The organism is Marinomonas sp. ef1 (assembly GCF_002806845.1).
Lineage (GTDB): Bacteria > Pseudomonadota > Gammaproteobacteria > Pseudomonadales > Marinomonadaceae > Marinomonas > Marinomonas polaris.
In genome coordinates this window covers 308431-325937 of the sequence record NZ_NHTT01000004.1, presented here as the reverse complement: position 1 = coordinate 325937, position 17507 = coordinate 308431, and the positions used below count along the sequence as shown (strand labels likewise).

The 17507-nt window shown below is 42.4% G+C and carries 13 protein-coding genes and 1 tRNA gene; 1 reads left to right on the top strand and 13 read right to left on the bottom strand.

Annotation, left to right across the window (positions count from 1 at the left end; genetic code table 11):
* Window positions 1-134 precede the first annotated feature (134 nt).
* The 4 genes from CCS02_RS07995 to CCS02_RS07980 all read right to left on the bottom strand — a co-directional run bounded on the left by CCS02_RS07995 (window position 135) and on the right by CCS02_RS07980 (window position 4085).
* Window positions 135-932 (bottom strand): ABC transporter permease, encoded by a 798-nt coding sequence (locus tag CCS02_RS07995; protein ID WP_072839471.1) that lies wholly within the window; start codon window positions 930-932, stop codon window positions 135-137.
* A complete protein-coding gene (locus CCS02_RS07990) occupies window positions 929-1816 on the bottom strand; it encodes an ABC transporter permease (protein WP_072839470.1) in 888 nt (295 codons plus the stop codon). Before CCS02_RS07990 ends, CCS02_RS07995 begins: the two co-directional genes overlap by 4 nt.
* The gene (locus CCS02_RS07985; RefSeq protein ID WP_100188650.1) at window positions 1809-2891 is read right to left on the bottom strand and encodes an ABC transporter ATP-binding protein; all 1083 of its coding nucleotides are present in this window, start codon (window positions 2889-2891) and stop codon (window positions 1809-1811) included. The genes CCS02_RS07990 and CCS02_RS07985 overlap by 8 nt, the downstream gene beginning before the upstream one ends.
* Window positions 2892-2975: 84 nt before the next feature.
* Window positions 2976-4085 carry an extracellular solute-binding protein gene (locus tag CCS02_RS07980; RefSeq protein ID WP_072839468.1) on the bottom strand — a complete coding sequence of 370 codons (1110 nt, stop codon included), beginning with the start codon at window positions 4083-4085 and terminating at the stop codon, window positions 2976-2978.
* A 426-nt stretch (window positions 4086-4511) separates the two neighbouring features.
* On the opposite strand from CCS02_RS07980, the gene CCS02_RS07975 reads away from it, so the two are divergent.
* The gene (locus CCS02_RS07975) at window positions 4512-6398 is read left to right on the top strand and encodes a methyl-accepting chemotaxis protein (protein ID WP_100636288.1); all 1887 of its coding nucleotides are present in this window, start codon (window positions 4512-4514) and stop codon (window positions 6396-6398) included.
* A 112-nt stretch (window positions 6399-6510) separates the two neighbouring features.
* On the opposite strand, the gene serA is transcribed toward CCS02_RS07975, so the two are convergent.
* The 9 genes from serA to CCS02_RS07930 form a co-directional block, all read right to left on the bottom strand.
* Complete coding sequence (gene serA, locus CCS02_RS07970) at window positions 6511-7740, bottom strand: phosphoglycerate dehydrogenase (protein WP_072839466.1); 1230 nt, start codon at window positions 7738-7740, stop codon at window positions 6511-6513.
* Between the two features lie 155 nt (window positions 7741-7895).
* Window positions 7896-9002, bottom strand: a complete 1107-nt coding sequence (trmA, locus tag CCS02_RS07965) for a tRNA (uridine(54)-C5)-methyltransferase TrmA (protein ID WP_072839465.1) — start codon at window positions 9000-9002, stop codon at window positions 7896-7898.
* A 137-nt stretch (window positions 9003-9139) separates the two neighbouring features.
* Window positions 9140-10132: a hypothetical protein gene (locus CCS02_RS07960; protein ID WP_100636287.1), complete on the bottom strand. Its 993-nt coding sequence runs from the start codon at window positions 10130-10132 to the stop codon at window positions 9140-9142.
* 3 nt (window positions 10133-10135) lie between these two features.
* Window positions 10136-10831 carry a 5'-methylthioadenosine/S-adenosylhomocysteine nucleosidase gene (gene mtnN / locus CCS02_RS07955; RefSeq protein WP_072839463.1) on the bottom strand — a complete coding sequence of 232 codons (696 nt, stop codon included), beginning with the start codon at window positions 10829-10831 and terminating at the stop codon, window positions 10136-10138.
* The gene (locus CCS02_RS07950; RefSeq protein WP_100636286.1) at window positions 10828-13422 is read right to left on the bottom strand and encodes a hypothetical protein; all 2595 of its coding nucleotides are present in this window, start codon (window positions 13420-13422) and stop codon (window positions 10828-10830) included. The genes mtnN and CCS02_RS07950 overlap by 4 nt, the downstream gene beginning before the upstream one ends.
* A complete protein-coding gene (locus CCS02_RS07945; RefSeq protein WP_100636285.1) occupies window positions 13410-14513 on the bottom strand; it encodes an autoinducer 2-binding periplasmic protein LuxP in 1104 nt (367 codons plus the stop codon). The genes CCS02_RS07950 and CCS02_RS07945 overlap by 13 nt, the downstream gene beginning before the upstream one ends.
* A 207-nt stretch (window positions 14514-14720) precedes the next feature.
* Window positions 14721-14805, bottom strand: a tRNA-Leu gene (locus tag CCS02_RS07940).
* Between the two features lie 140 nt (window positions 14806-14945).
* Window positions 14946-16013: a class II fructose-bisphosphate aldolase gene (gene fba, locus CCS02_RS07935; protein ID WP_100188656.1), complete on the bottom strand. Its 1068-nt coding sequence runs from the start codon at window positions 16011-16013 to the stop codon at window positions 14946-14948.
* 297 nt (window positions 16014-16310) lie between these two features.
* Window positions 16311-17474: a phosphoglycerate kinase gene (locus CCS02_RS07930; RefSeq protein ID WP_072839459.1), complete on the bottom strand. Its 1164-nt coding sequence runs from the start codon at window positions 17472-17474 to the stop codon at window positions 16311-16313.
* Window positions 17475-17507: the final 33 nt, after the last annotated feature.

Sequence of the window (17507 nt, the reverse complement as noted above, 5' to 3'; positions counted from 1 at the left end):
GAGTTTTTTATCATTTTGTTATATTTATTTGCTCCATCTTCAGAAACTGGCTACACAGTGATCAAAAGACACAAAAAAGGTCATTATTTGTACAAATAATGACCTTTAGATTTCAAATATCTCTCTCAGTTTCATTATGAATTAGTAGAAAGTTCTCGACGACGTTTTACCTCATAAACAATTGCCAACAAGATGGTGATAGAAATCATCACCAAACCAAGCGCATTTACTGCTGGTGTTAAGCCCGTTCTCACTTTAGATGCTATATAGACAGTTAGCGTTGTGTCGTAACCTTTAACAAACAAGGTCGTGTTGTAGTTTTCAAACGATTGCAAAAACGCAATTGCTGCCGCGGAGATAATCGCTGGCTTTAAGTAAGGCAACAAAATCCGACGAAATGCTTGCCATTGTGTCGCACCCAAACTTAACGCAGCATTTTCAAGCGTACGATCAAATCGCTGCAAACGAGCCAATACCATCAGCATGACATAAGCGGCAATAAAGGTGGTTTGTGCAACAACAGTTAAAAACACGCCGCCACTCACAGACAAGCCTTTCCAAAAGATAAGCGTTGAAATACCCACGATGACACCAGGGGTTAACAGCGGTGACATCATCAAGGTATAAATGAAGGTTTTCCCTTTACCTTGCACCGTGGATAAAAACAAAGCGCAGCAAATGCCAATTGGCACAGCAATCACCAATACACCAGCCGCAACCAAGACACTTGTCCATAAAGCTGTCCACATCGCACCATCTTGAGCAAGCGCCTCAAACCATTTAAGCGTTGCGCCTTTCCACGGAGAAACAGTAGGAAAACGACTGTCATTAAAAGTCGCCAACCCCATAATAATAAGCGGTGTGAATAAATAGACAAAAAATACACCGATATAAAAGCGCACGGCAAATCGCATAATAGTTTCAGATTTCATTTTGCAATGTCCCCCAAACCTACTTTAAAGACGCGCATCACCAAGGCGATAAAACCAATACAGATAATCAGCAATAAAAATGCATATGCCGCACCTTGGTTCCAATCGCCGCCCTCAAAAAACCAATTGTAGATAATTTGAGTAAACCAACGACTACCTGGAGAACCTAACAACGCAGGTACAGCATAACTGCCCGCCGCTAACATGAAGGTCATAATGCAACCTGTTGCAATACCTGGTTTGGCATGGGGAATAACCACACGCCAATGTGTCCGAATCCAACCTGCACCCAAATTACGAGCCGCTTTAATCTGGTTGGTATCCAAACTTTCAATGGCGTTATAAATAGGAAAAATCATAAATAAGATGTAGGCGTAAACCATACCGATCAGCACACCACCATCACCCGATAAAAATCGAATGGGACGATCAATGATTCCTAGCCCTAATAGCAAAGCATTCAGCGGCCCTTTATAGGCTAGGATGATGTACCAAGAAAACGTCCGTAAAATTTCATTGATCCAGAAAGGAATAATCAGTAACAACAAACATAACGCGGCTTTTTGGGGTGTGGCGACTTTGGCAAGATAAAAAGCAATCGGATAACTTACCACTAGCGTCAGTGACGTAACCAATACACTCGACCAAATGGTTTTGAAGAAAATAGCCAAATGTATTTTATTACTGAACAAGGTCTCATAATTCATTAAGGAATACGTATCGTTTGGCCCACCAATATCGGCAGGCAATAGATTCGGACGAAATGAGTAATCCACCATTAATATCTGTGGCAAAATCACCAAGCCAATCAGCCAAATAGCGATCATGCCTATAATGCCAACCGCCAAGCTGCTACCAAATCGCGATTTTAGCTGACTAAACATGGCCGCCTCCGGCAATAACAATGGCATCCTGTTCATTATAAGAAAGACTAACCGGCGCGCCTTTTTTCAACGACTCAGAAAACTGATGTGTACCAAGCTGAATAGACAAAGGTAAGTTAGCAGGCGTATTGGCATTAAGAGTCAAATACGCGCCCTCAAAATTCACCTCATCAATAGTAGCTCGCAGGGTATGCATTCCTTCCTCTGCTTGTAACCTAAAGTTCTCAGGACGTATAAAAAGTGTGGCATCAGTCCCAACAGCTACATTACCTTGCGAACGTCCTGCCAGCTTGCCAAGTGGCCCACAATCTAAAACGACAAAATCTGAATTAGCTTCGATCACCTTACCTGAAACCCCATTGTTTTCACCAACAAATGAGGCAACAAACGCGGTATGAGGATCTCGGTATAAGGTAATAGGATCGGCTACTTGTTGAATTCGTCCTGCCGACATTACTGCCACTCGGTCAGACATAGTGAGCGCCTCGCCTTGATCATGCGTAATGTAGATAAAGGTAATGCCCGTTTTACGTTGAATCGCTTTTAATTCCGTACGCATATGTTGGCGCAGTTTTAAATCCAATGCGGACAACGGCTCGTCTAATAACAAGACCTGTGGCTCAACAGCTAAGGCTCGAGCGATGGCAATGCGCTGCTTTTGCCCACCAGATAACTCAGATACTCTTTTAGTGCCGCTACCTTCCAAAGCCACCAGCTCTAGCAATCGATCTGATGCTTTTTTGCGCTCACTTTTCGAAACACCGCGAACCTCTAAGCCGAATTCAATGTTTTCAGCGACCGTCATGAGAGGAAAAAGTGCGAGGTTTTGAAAAATCATCGAGGTGGGACGTTTATTTGCTGGCACGCCACGCATGCTCTTACCGCCAATTTTAATGTCACCCTGCGTTGGATCTATAAAGCCACTTATCATGTTGAGAATCGTAGTTTTACCACAACCAGAAGGCCCTAAAAAACTAAAAAATTCGCCGGATTTTATCGTTAAGTCGGTTTGTTGTATGGCGGTAAAATCACCAAATTGCATGACGGTATTATCTAGATGAACACTGCTATCCATATTTCTCTCGCTGATTGATTTTCTTGACACAATCGTCTCGATACAAAAAAGCCCCTCGTGAAAATCACAAGGGGCCTTCGAGGTTTATGCAGACAAGTAACGGTCTTGGTATTCGTTACGTAATGCGACGTACCATGGCTCTTGGATTGGCCACCACCAAAGGTTGGCAAGATCTTGTTTGCTGTAAGAGTCTTGGAAAAACTGCTTAGTTTCTGCTGGCAATAGAGCATCCGCACCTTTCGCGGTGGAGTTGTATCCTGTCGCTTTGACGAACATAGCGCCCGCTTCTGGCGTGTAGTACCAGTTGATGAATTCATAGACTGAATCCACATTGTTGGCATTCTTAGGAATCACAAAACCTTCCATCCAAGCCAATGCACCTTCTTTTGGTGCGCCGTATGCAATAGGCTCGCCTTCCGATTGCAGTTTAAATGCTGTGCTATCCCAAGTTTGGCCGATAGTCGCGCCATTGGTACGGAATGCGCCTTGCGCTTCGTTTTCTGTAGACCAGAACTGAGCAATCGCGCCTTTATGTTCAACCGCTGTTTTCAAAATAACATCGAAGTTAGCGCGCATGGCTTTTTCGTTTTTATACGAATCTAGCAATGGAAAAGGCAGCTTACCCGCTTTTTCTAACCACAAACCAATACCAACAAGAGCTGAGTGTCCTCGAACCGTTACGCCACCAGAGTTTTCTGGTAACCAAAGATCACCGTAGCTTAGCTCTTTGCTGACTTTTGCATCATTCTTATTGTAAGCAATCGCTTCCGTACCCCAATCCGATGGTGCAAAATAACGCTTACCTTTTACAATTCCACCAACATCCGATCCTGACAATGCGCTTTCTAAACAACCACTCCATTTAATTCTTTTAACATCAAGAGGTTGCACAAGCTCATAGTCGACATAGCCTGGAACGCGGTCAACAGTCGGCATAATAATATCGAAGCCAGTTCCGTCCGTAGCACGCAGAGAGTTCATCAACTCATCATTAGTACCGTATGGCGTAAAAGTAGCATTGATACCGGTTTTTGCTTTGAAATCCGCTAGCATTTCATCCGTAATGTAACCAGCCCACGCATAAATACGCAGCTCTTTATTAGCAGCAATGGCTTTATTGATAGAAAACGGGGTAGCGGCAACAGCACCTGCGATAGAGGCGCCTTTCACGAATTGGCGACGGGAAAGGGTCATTCTTGAGCTCCTTTTATTTTATATGATTAATTGCTATTTCATGAGAAAAGCGGCTTAACATCCAAAACACACTTTTATTAAACGTTCGTTTAATATCCGTTTTAATCTAATACAAAATAATGACGAAAAAGTGACCATGGAAGGTTTTTTTTCCAATTAGACAGGATTAACCCTAACCAAGACGTAAACAGTCAAAAATAAGGCGCTTTTAGACAGTTTAAGACTTTCTATAACCCTCCTGTTTCATATACCTCACATAATACCAGTCATATTTTTGTCACATACTCATATTAAGGTAGTCGTATTCATCGATTTATGTAAATTAAAGTAGGGTCTGAATTGAAAATATCCCATGTTACACGCACAACCACCGTGAGTTATTTCATTATTGCAGCCATGTTGGTCGCGCTACTTCTTTGGAGTTTAATGAAATTTCGCAGCGCTTTTGAGCAAAGTGACACCTACACTCAAGTTTGGGAATATTCCTCTATCGACTTAAAGCAACAAATTGAAGGCTATTTATCATCGGGGGAGGCGTCTGCACTGCAAACAGCACAAGAGTTTATTGAGAAAAAAATTCGTCCCGCACTTAACTCACTTCCCAATACCATTAAAGATCCAATAAATGGACAATTAATTGAAATAGAAAAAAGCCTTCAATCTGATGTGAGAGCAGCCGGTAAACTATCCGGAAACCCTTATGCATTGATTGAGAACAATGAAAGACAAACCTTACTATCGCTAGATACTCTGGCTGATAAAGTTGCGCTATTTCAATCACACCATGATCTGCAGTCCGCAGCTATTTACTTAGCAAGCCAAGCTTTGTTATACGCAGACCTTGCTCATGTGAGTAATGCAAAAGACAACTATCTCGCAAAAAGCACGCCTGAGAATAAGCAGCGCTTAGTTCAATCCATTGAAGTCTTTAAATCCCATATCGCTGATTTCGGTAAACTTCCCATACTAGAATTAGACGAAAAAAAAGACACAGAGTCTGCTGACGATTTATCGTCATTAATGGGATGGGCAAGCGATTCAGAGGGCTCAACGGAAGCAGTCGATCCTCTTGAAGAAACCAAAAGTGAGCTGCACACTTGGTCAAGTCGCTATTTAAAAGACGTTGATTCTAGCCTAATTAATATCCAACAAGCGGTTACCGCCCAAAACAAGATTCGCTCGCTCATTAATCAGCTTGAAGAGATTTTAAAGGCTGGTACTGAAGACATTCAAAAAAGCGCTCAAGCCACTCAAGAACAAACCTTAGTCGCATTTTCTGTCTTCGTCATTTTGATGATTTTAACCACTATCTCAGTGCATATTTTCCAAAACAAGGTCGTTGTAAAAAGCGCTCGAGATTTATACACAGCGGTAAAAGATTTAGTCGAGCACCAAAACATCAACACCCTAAAAGTCGGCAAGAATAAAAACGAACTGTCAGACGTAGCCCATTACTTAAACCGCTACTTAGAACAAATTGCCGTACAACGACAACAACGAGATACCGAGTTAAACAATATCTCAATCTCACTTAATGAGATGCTGAGTGCCTTTGGGCAAGTGCACGAATTAAGCACGGCCTCTAGACACGAATTAGATGATACACTAAACATGTCGAACCAAGTCGAAACGCTAGCGAGTAAAGCTGAAGTGCGCGCTCAAGAAGTAGCAAATTATGCTACAGAAACCAATACCGCCATGTCACACAGTGTAAACCAGGCTGCATCACTGGCACTTGCTAACCAAACTACGGTTGAGCGACTTAATAGCAGTAAAAAGGCATTAACCAGCTTAAGCTCATCCGTTTCTAGCGCCTCCTCTATTGTTGGCGGCATCAGAGACATCTCAGAGCAAACTAACTTACTTGCACTCAATGCTGCCATAGAAGCAGCACGAGCAGGTGAACATGGCCGAGGCTTTGCTGTGGTCGCCTCTGAAGTGAGAACCTTATCTACCAGAACCCAACAATCCCTAGAAGAGATCACGAAGATCTTTTCACAGCTGACATCAGCAAGCAATAAACTCACCCAGAATATAGATTTAATTGAAACAGCTTCAATTGAACAAATAGATTTGACCCATGCTCTCGGTCAATCGGCACAAGATATTCTTGAGAAATCTAAGCAATCTAGCCATTTAGCGAAAAAGGCAACCGGCTATGCTGCAGAGCAAAAACTCGGCATGAATAAGCTAAATAGCGCCGTCGTCAAAGTAAGAGAGCAAGCCAACGAGTCTGAAGCGTTTATGGCTGGAGTGACCAATAACATCAAACAGAAAATTCAAGACATTACGACCACATTGGGAATCAACTAACTCCAAGATAGGCCTTTTGTCTTTAAGCTTTTTATTTTTAAGAAAGAACGACAGATACAAAAAATCCAGCCGTAGCTGGATTTTTTAACATCAAGAGTAGAAAGGAAAAAACTTAGAACAAAACGCGTGCTTTAACCGTTCCTTCCACTTCTTTTACTTTCTCAAGCGCTAATTCGCCCTCTTCTGCATCCACGTCCATTACCATATAGCCAAGCTTCTCCGTTGTACGAAGGTATTGACCCGTAATGTTGATGTTGTTTTCAGAGAAGATCGCGTTGATCTTAGAAAGCACACCAGGACGGTTTTCATGAATATGAAGAATACGGTGGTTATCGGCCTGAGATGGCAATGCCACTTCTGGGAAGTTAACAGCTGCTGTAGTGGTACCAACATCAGAGTATTTAATAAGCTTCTCAGCCACTTCAATACCGATGTTTTCTTGCGCTTCCATTGTGCTACCGCCGATATGAGGCGTTAGGATCACATTGTCTAAACCACGTAGTGGTGATACGAATTCTTCATCGTTGCCTTTAGGCTCAACAGGGAATACGTCGACAGCTGCGCCACCTAAATCTCCTGACTTAATAGCTTCAGCCACAGCGTCTAGATCGGCAACCGTACCGCGTGAAGCATTAATGAAGATAGAACCCTTCTTCATTTGAGACACTTCTTTCGCGCCGATCATCATCTTAGTCGAATTCGTTTCTGGTACATGCAAGCTGATAATATCGCTAGTAGACAGCAATTCTTTCAAGCTCTTAATCTGACGCGCATTACCTAATGGCAATTTAGTGACGATATCGTAAAAGCATACTTCCATGCCTAAAGATTCTGCCAAAACGCTCAATTGAGTACCGATACTGCCGTAACCAATAATACCCAAACGCTTACCACGAGTTTCGAAAGAACCCGCTGCAGATTTAATCCAACCGCCACGATGACATGCTGCGTTTTTCGCAGGAATACCTCGAAGTAATAGAATTAACTGACCAAGAACTAGCTCTGCAACACTACGAGTATTGGAGTATGGCGCGTTGAAGACAACAATACCTTTCTCACTTGCTGCATCCAGATCTACTTGGTTCGTACCAATGCAGAAACAACCAATGGCAACCAGTTTGTTAGCATGTTCTAAAACATTCGCTGTTAACTGAGTACGAGATCGAATACCAATGAAATGCGCTTCCGAGATTTTCTCGATCAACTCATCTTCTGCTAGTGCAGTTTTGTGGTATTCAATGTTGGTATAGCCTGCGTCATGCAATGCATCCAATGCAGATTGATGAACGCCTTCTAATAACAAGATTTTAATTTTGTCTTTGTCTAGTGAGTTATTACTCATGGCTCGTTCGACTTCTCTTTGGTGGTGGGGGAAAAAGTTTGATTATATTAACACAGAATAATGCGTAACCTACCGCTGCTACAGGAATGTCTTTCATTATGAGAAGAACAATGCTCATAGCAGCCTCGCCTGATTACCTAGATCGCAAATTTGCTTTATTCTACTTGAGTTTTTCTCTGCAAATACACACCTGTTTCGACATGATGAGTATAAGGGAACTGATCAAACATGGCATATCGGACCACTTCATGGGTGCTCGACAAGGCTTCTAAATTCGCTTTCAGCGTTTCAGGGTTGCAAGAAATATAAAGAATAGAATCTATCTTACGAATCAATTCAACCGTCGCATCATCTAGACCTGCTCGTGGTGGATCCACTAACACAACAGAAGGAGTCAATTCGCTAACGCCAGCCTGAACCAAGCTCTTAGGCAACTCTACGTCGCCATTCAAGGCCGCAGACACATCTTCACTGGCCATTTTAACCACTTGAACATTGTGCATGCCATTGATAGCAATATTCAGCTGCGCAGAATTAACTGACACTTTTGAAATTTCTGTCGCAACCACTCGATCAAAACGACGAGCTAGAGGAATAGAAAAGTTGCCATTACCACAATACATTTCCAGCAAATCACCGGATGCTTCTTTAGTAACATCCAACGCCCATTCCAACATTTTTTCACTGATGCCAGCATTAGGCTGAGTGAAGCTATTTTCAACTTGTTGATAATGGAATTTTTGACCATTTACCGTTAGCGTCTCCATTACAAAGTCGCGAGTGATAATTTGCTTTTTCTTACGGCTACGACCAATAAAATGGCACGCAGGAAAGGCGTCATTTAGCTGCTGAACAGCGGCATTCCATTCAGCATCAATCGGTTTATGGTAAAGCAAACTGATCAAGGCTTCACCTGTAGTTGTCGTTAAAAAGTCCACTTGAAAGAGCTTGTAACGTAAAACTGGGATATCGCGAACAGCATCAAGCAGTTTTGGCATCAGCTCATTAATAAGGCTCGACGCAGCCAGAAATTGATCAGTACGAATCGGCGTTCTAGGGTCTGCAGAATCAAACATCGCATAATATAAATCATCACCATCATGCCAAATCCGGAATTCAGCTCGCATGCGGTAATGAGTCGGCTGACTCGCAAATACTTCCATCTCAGGCAATGACAAAGTCGCCATTAATTTGGCTAATTCAGCTTGCTTATCTTGCAGCTGCTTTTCATACATTTCTGGTTGGATTTGATCCGGTCTCATGGCTGATTCTCTTGGAGGCGATAGATACTTATAGAGCGCGGCATTATACGAGTTCCCCGTATACAAATCTAATCGCTTGCGCAAAAACAAAGAAATAGAAGGGCTGATTAACGCAAACTCTTAATTAATGTAATCTCTTAACGTAGGTACTCAGGTCCGAGCAAAATAGCTAAAGACAAGGTGAGGGAAAACGTACCGTCATAGCCATCATCCGCTTCATGGGTGAATTGCGGTATTATTTGACCAATTAGCCAATCTTTATAAAGCAGGCGTTCATATTGGACATTGTATAAAAAACTGTCAGACCCAATAGAATTATCTCCCGACTGCAGAAAGCTCAACTGGTACCCTAAACGGTTTTTATCATCCAATCGATGCTGAATCGAGAAATTTTCACGAACATAAAACAGCCCCTCTTTATCAAGCCAAGTTACGCCAAAATCTGAACCAAAGTTTAGTGTAGGGCTCACCGCGTAGCCTAAACCAACGCCATAACGAGCACCAATACCTTTGGAGTAATAAGCAAAGGCCTCTTGATTCTGCCACCAGCTCCATTGATCAGTAACTTCACCCTGCTTAAGGCGCAAGCGCAGAAAGGGGTCAAGTGGAAAATCAACTCTTATACCTGCATCAACATCTAGCCCTATATCGTCTTTTATATAACGTACAGCGGCCGAAACGTTAGATTTCAAAGCAGAATTCACAACGCCTTTTTGCTGAGACGATTCACCTCTCAAGCTCTCAGGAGCTAAAGAGTCAGGCTCGGACTCGACAACTAAACGCAGTCGATCTTGAGTATTCGGCAATTTAAGCCGTGTACGGAAATCAAAAAAACCTGAGCGATCACTGCCACTCAGTACAGAACCAAATCGTACTTCTAAGTAACTATCTGAAGGTTCTCTACTTTGTTCACCAGATAAAAAGGAATCTATATTCGTCGACCAATTACCAATTGTCTTTGAAACTGTTTCATGGGAACTCAACCACCAAGGAACATCATCACTCTCTGCTTGTTGGCTAACTTTTGCTTGAGTGTTGACATCATCTCTCGTTTCTTCTGCAGAAAGAGCGAACAAGGGCCAGGAAGTTACTAAGCAAAACGCAGTAATATAACCCTTGTTCCATGGCATACTTTAGTTGCCTTTCAGCATTTGTTGGATCATTAGAGAGGAGTTCTCGGCAGCCACTTTAAGGTATTCCTCAAAGCTTTGAGGAGATTCTTTACCTGCAATATCCGACAAAGAACGTACCACAACAAATGGCGTTCCAAATTTAAAACATACTTGAGCAACAGCAGCGGCCTCCATCTCAACAGCAACTAGCTCAGGGAAAGTCGCTCGTACTGCTTCCACTCGAACAGGATCATTCATGAAACTGTCACCCGTTCCGATCAATCCCACTTTTGCTTGTACTTGAGTGACTTTTTGCAGCGCAGCTTTTGCCTGATTAACTAAGGCTTCATCCGCCGCATAGGTCGCTGGCATATTTGGTACTTGCCCCATGACATAACCAAAAGCCGTCACGTCTACGTCGTGATGTACCACTTGATCTGATATCACTACATCACCAACCTGTAAATCAGGATCAAAACCACCAGCAGAGCCAATGTTAATTACATATTCAGGCTTAAACTGTGATAGTAGCAAAGTAGTAGAAACCGCAGCATTTACTTTACCGATACCAGATTTCAGCAATACAACGTCTTTACCTTCAAAGTGGCCAACAAAAAAATCACAACCCGCAATAGTCTGCTCACGGACATCTGTCATCCACGCTTTGATAACAGCGACTTCTTCGTCCATGGCTCCAATTAATCCAATTACACTCATTCATTGCTCCTCAGGTTTGTATTCTGTTGTATAACATTTTGTGTAAATAATCGTATTTGATCACCAGAGTAAGGCAATGCCATACTAAAAAATGACACATTATCCGGCATTTCAGGCCACTTTTGCACCGAAAAAAATCGAACTTTCGGAAAAGCAGCCTGAATTGATCGCAAAAGAGCTCTAGGTTGGGGTTCAAGTAATACAACAACTGCATCAGGGTGATATGACAGCACTACGTGATAATTAGATAAATCTACCAACCATTGTGTCGCCACCTCATACTTTTCTAATTCGACATACCAAATTGCTTTTGTGATTCGACTGCCACCAATCATCACCCAAGATAAAGCTTGCTCATGCGAATGAGTGGGGATAACTCCCTCCAACTCACAGGCTTTGGCTAACACTTGATGTAAATTGTAGTCGAAAGAACATCCTTGCAAGGTAAAAACATCTGGATCCACCTCCATCAGCAAGGTGCTATTAAGCCAAACGATAGGAAGCTCATCACGATTATATTTAAGTTTAAGGGCTCGGGTCATATCTGCCTGTGCTTCAACGTCTTTATCACAGCCAATCAGTACTGCATCAAATTTCACCACAGCACTGGATTGAGTAAAAAAGCTATCTGTTGAGACATATTCTTCCACCTGCAACCCAAGTCTAACTAAAGCAGCTTTGATAATATTGGGATTGGGGTAATCATTTGCGACCCAAGCCACAACCTGATTAGGTGTTAACTGCTTGAGTATAGACTGATACTCCAACTCTTCCATGATCAAATTAATCTGCAAGGCATTATTTTGTAAGGTCTTTTGCTGCCCTCCAAGAGGTGCTAGCAACATCTTAATCATCCAGTAAAAAAGAGGTCTGAATGCCATATCATTCATCGCAATCATTTCAAGTTCTTCGCCATCGAAGCGAACAGTCAATCGACGTTCAGCCATATCATTCGACATCACCATCATGAGCAAAGCGCGAATCAGCCCTCTGAAATTTGCATCCACTGCAATGTTTCTTGCACCTACTTCGACAGAACAGTCCAATAGCGCCCTATTCGCCTCTACCCCCATTGCAGCCATAACCCGAGCACTTTCCTGACAAAAGACCTCTCCTATGGGCAAATAAGATACCTTACTGTCTAGGCTACTAATGTCATCTAATACGGATATTAATAACGCAAGCCAGCCCTGAAGATGTTTACTATCAATATATCCAGGCAGTGAAGAAAGATACGTCAACTCACTCAATATAGCGTCAGTATCTACTTTCTTTTGCTGTGCAGACGACAATGGCTGCAGCTGCTCCAGTTGCCACATTAAACTGATTTCTTGGGTAACATTTCGCCCTACTAATAATAAGCCGCGGTAATTGCTCTCGTTTTTAAACGAATGAACTTGCCATTGATATATTCGACCTAAAGTACTGTCAGTTAACTCAAAGGCAACACCTACTTCGCCTTTTAACGCTTCTTGAATCGATTGATGACAAGAAATAGGCATAAAATCAAAAAGCGTTCGAGCTTTTTCAGCGTCAGGAAAAAGTAGCTTTGCTTCTGAATTGATTAACTCAACTTCAGCCACTTCGGTGCAGAAAATAATGGCACTGTGTATCGATTCTGCGAGAAGCTTAAACCTATTCTCTTTGGACTCAATAAAGGCTTTATATTGATTGCTTTGTAACTGTATCGGCTGTAGTTCACTGTATGGCAGTAGGCCTTCCTCGTGACGATAAACAATTGACTCAAGAGGTTGAAAAATTAATGTTTTAACTTGGCGAAATAGCAGCAAACAAAAGCAGAATAAAACAACCCCAATCCCAGCAATCAAAGGCAACGCATTGGTTAAGATCGTAGAAGAAAAAATGCGCTTTTGAATAATATCTAATTGCAAATCTGCCTGAATAGGTGATACCAAGGGCAAGCGAGAATGTAATGTTGCTCCAGACAAATCCACACCGACTTTATGTTCTTCAAGCAAGACACGATTATGTGCACTATCATAAACCTGCACAGCACTGACTTGGGCACTTTCAAGTAACTCATTAGCCAAGGTTAAGTTGTCGTTTAATGAAATGAAGCCATATAAAAAACCAATATTTTCTTGGCCTGACGAAAGCAGTTTCTTTTTAAACATCAGCAAAATGGAATCATCTGTTGTCACTATAGACGTCCATCGATTAATAAGCCCTTCTCCCAATACAGATTGTAAATCTACTTTGGTAAACAGGCGCGCTCTAGGATCCATCGAATGCTTGCCATTTACCCATTCAATATAGAAAAAATCCAACCCGCCAAAAAACAACACTTCGTGGTGGCTGAACAACAAATCCAATTCACGTCCAACCGTATAATTACTCAACGAAAGATCCTGACCAATAAATTTCATTTCATCTTCAGCACGAGCCAAATAGCCATTAAAAGCTTGCTCAACAACGCGGTGCTTTAGTGCTAAGTTTTTTTCAGCGGCTGTTTGATTTAACGCCTCAATAAAATATAAAGACATAAAAGTCACAGCTAAAAAAACCACACAAACTAATATAAGCACCTTGGAGCGTAACCGATGCTGTAAACTAATCGTTACTCCTGCCATAGTTCCACCGAATAATGATGAGCTTGCTGTACCATCAAGCGTAGACTTTCTGAATCTAACTCTGCGGGCACAAGCATAGAGTTAGCAACATAAAGGGTGGGCATATTCTTTCCTTCAAGATCTAATTTGATAGCTTCCGCTATCGCAATAGAAAGATCATCCTTCATAAAAAGCACACTCGCCTTTATTTTTCGGCTCTCTAAATCCGCAATACCACTCAAAGATAGTCCCCATGCATTAGTCTGAATCTGCGTATCAAAACCTTCGGCTTGTAATGCTGCAACCACGCCTTCAGAAATATTCTGCGAGCAGCTAAAAATAAAGTCTGCTGGATTCTCTTTTAATAAAATTTGAGCTGCTTCAAATGCACTGTGCTTATCATCCGATACGGCTCTAATACGACTGATGTGGCGGTTATACTTCGCCATCTCATCAAGGAATAAATCACAACGCATATGGCCAAGATAGCCTGTCGGCAAAACCAATGCCGAAATTTTTGTCTCTGCGGGTAACTGACGTTCAAGGTAACTAGCAAGCATTGTAGTTGCCTTTTTTTGATCAAAACCAACGTACATTAATGGCGGATGATTCATCCAATGGGTTAACGGCGAGGCAAAGTCGTACAAAATAATTTTTGGCTTACCTGCGCGTAAGAAACGCTCCAAAAACCGACGTTGAACCGAGCCCAATTTAGTCATAATAATGTAATCTGGCTGGGCATCAGCCATCTTAAAATAAGATGTTAAATCGCCATTAGACTCAAAACCATCCATATAAGTATCTAAGCGATAATCAATATTTAGTTCGCGCATTCGCTTTCTGAATGTGGCTAAGATTGATCTATTTTCGAGGGAATTCATATCACCAAATAACAACAACGCAATACGCACTGCACGCTTTTGAGACACCCGTATTGGATTAGGAGGAGAATTAACTATCGTAGTGAACTGCTCAGCCAAAGGACCTTGTCTTGGTGTCGACTGATAAAAGTCATGACTATCCATAAGATCAAGCGCCATGTTAGCGGCTTGGACAGTGAAAGCCACGTTCCCTAGCACAATCCATATAACAAAAGAATGTAGTCTTCGCATTACCGAACCCGATTAAACATCATAGAAAAAATCATTCTAACCAAGTTAACGAACTTTGGTGATAACAGGAACAAGAAAATACGCTTCAGTGTGATAAATGTGCGCTGAATAGACTTAATAACGAAAAAATGGCTTGCAGCCCATTTTAAAATCGAAAGGAAAAAAAGACAAAAAAAAAGCTGACATAAAGTCAGCTTTTTTTAAATTTGGTGCGGAAGGAGAGACTCGAACTCTCACGCCGTGAAGCACTGGAACCTAAATCCAGCGTGTCTACCAATTCCACCACTCCCGCAAGGAATGGCGAGCATTATAGGTAATTGAATTTTCCGGTCAATAGTTTTTTTGGCTTTTTTATAAAAAACTTAAAAATATTTTCCTTAACCTATATTTACTCGCCATTTTTATTAAGCATCACTCTCTTCAAAGCAAGGCTTAAAAAATACGACCGCCAGAATATTCACCGCGCTCGTAACGAACAGCCATCTCTTCAAGATCCATAGTATGAATACGAGAGGCCTGGCCTGCAGAACCAAAAGCTTCATAACGATCAATACAAACCGCTTTCATTGCTTTGATACTTTCCGTTAAGTATTTACGTGGATCAAAGTTGCCTTTGTGTTCAGCCAAGCTACGACGAATCGCGCCTGTTGCCGCTAAACGTAAATCTGTATCAATGTTCACTTTACGAACACCGTAACGGATCGCCTTCACAATCTCATCAATCGGCACACCGTAAGTTTCAGGAATGTCGCCACCAAATTCGTTGATGATAGACAACCAATCCTGTGGAACAGAAGAAGAGCCATGTAACACGATGTGAGTATTTGGTAACAACTCTACGATTTTCGCAATACGCTCGATATCAAGAATGTCGCCAGTAGGCGGACGAGTAAACTTGTAAGCACCGTGACTTGTACCAATCGCCACAGCTAATGCATCAATGCCAGTTGCATTAACAAAATCCACTGCTTCTTGTGGATCTGTCAGCATTTGATCATGAGACAATATACCTTCAGCGCCAACACCGTCTTCTTCACCAGCTTGACCCGTCTCTAGAGAACCCAACACACCCAACTCACCTTCTACTGATACACCACATGCGTGTGCGAATTCAACAGTACGACGAGTCACATCTACGTTGTAGTCATAGCTAGCCGGTGTTTTACCATCAGCCATCAAAGAACCATCCATCATGACCGACGAAAAGCCAAGCTGAATAGAGCGCTGACAGATAGCTGGGGAAGTACCATGATCCTGATGCATCACAACAGGGATATGCGGGTAATCTTCAATCGCTGCAGCAATTAAGTGACGCAAGAAGTGCGAACCAGCGTATTTACGAGCACCAGCAGAGGCTTGCATGATAACGGGGGAATTCACTTCGTGAGCAGCTTCCATGATCGCCTTAACTTGCTCCATGTTATTCACATTGAAGGCTGGCAAACCATAGCTGTGTTCTGCTGCATGATCGAGCAGTTGACGCATACTAATTAAAGGCATAAAAGATTTCCTCTGACAATTTGTCTTATATTGTATTTATAACGAACAGAGTTATGGTGTTAGTTAACTCTATAATCTTGTAATCATGACGTTGCTTATCACAAGCCATGTGGCTTACGCCTTATCGTTATTGTCATACCCGACTCGCGCCGAGTAGGTCACTCTCTAGTTTTGTTTTTCGCCAACACCGCTTTCAGCAGAAACCACATCCAGCTTCTAACGGTGTTAACGAAGTAGGCTTTTCACCTTTTTATTACTTATAAAATGCTTTAGAACGATCTTTGTCATTCTTTGATACTAATTTTGCGCGCGAGACTCTAACATCGCAACCGCTGGAAGCACTTTTCCTTCCACAAACTCCAAAAACGCCCCGCCACCGGTCGAAATATAGGAAACTTGATCCGCAATTTCATATTTATCAACGGCCGCTAATGTGTCGCCACCACCCGCAATGGAAAACCCTTTGCTGTTCGCAATGGCCATCGCAAGCGCTTTAGTTCCGCCACCAAACTGGTCAAATTCAAAAACACCCACTGGACCATTCCAGATAATCGTTTGAGATTTTTCAAGCAAAGCCGCAAACGCAGCGGCTGCTTTTGGCCCAATATCCAAAATCATATCGTCAGGACCAACATCCGCAGCATTTTTGACTGTCGCAACAGCATCTGGCGCGAACGCGGTAGCTACAACAACGTCTTCAGGTAGCGGTATGCTGGTTTTCGCCATCAAAGCTTTTGCCTGAGGAATCAAATCTGCTTCGTACAAAGACTTGCCCACTGGAAAACCTGCAGCAGCTAGGAAGGTATTGGCTATACCACCACCTACTATCAACTGATCAACTTTGTCAGACAAAGATTCTAAAACAGTCAACTTAGTCGATACTTTTGAACCACCAACAATGGCCGCCATTGGACGAGCTGGTTTCGCCAAAGCTTTTTCTAATGCTTCAAGCTCAGCTGACAACAATGGGCCAGCGCAAGCGATTGGTGCAAATTTCGCTACACCGTGAGTAGAAGCTTGGGCACGGTGAGCCGTACCAAATGCATCCATCACGTACACATCACACAAAGCAGCCATTTTTTTAGACAAAGCTTCGTCGTCTTTTTTCTCGCCAAGGTTAAAACGTACGTTTTCAACCAAAACAAGCTGACCAGATTCAACTTCAACACCATCCAACCAATCTTTTACTAACGGTACGTCTTGTCCTAGCAAACCAGAAAGATGCGTCGCTACTGGTTGAAGCGAGTATTCTTCTTCGTACTGACCTTCTGTTGGGCGACCAAGGTGAGACATCACCATGACTTTCGCACCAGCTGCTAGCGCCAATTTAATGGTTGGCAAAGCAGCACGAATACGTGCGTCACTGGTTACTTTGCCGTCTTTTACTGGCACGTTTAGGTCTTCTCGAATTAACACACGTTTATTCGCCAGATCCACATCTTTCATATTAATTACGGTCATGTACGATGTCCTCGTTATTTAATGTTCGGGTGA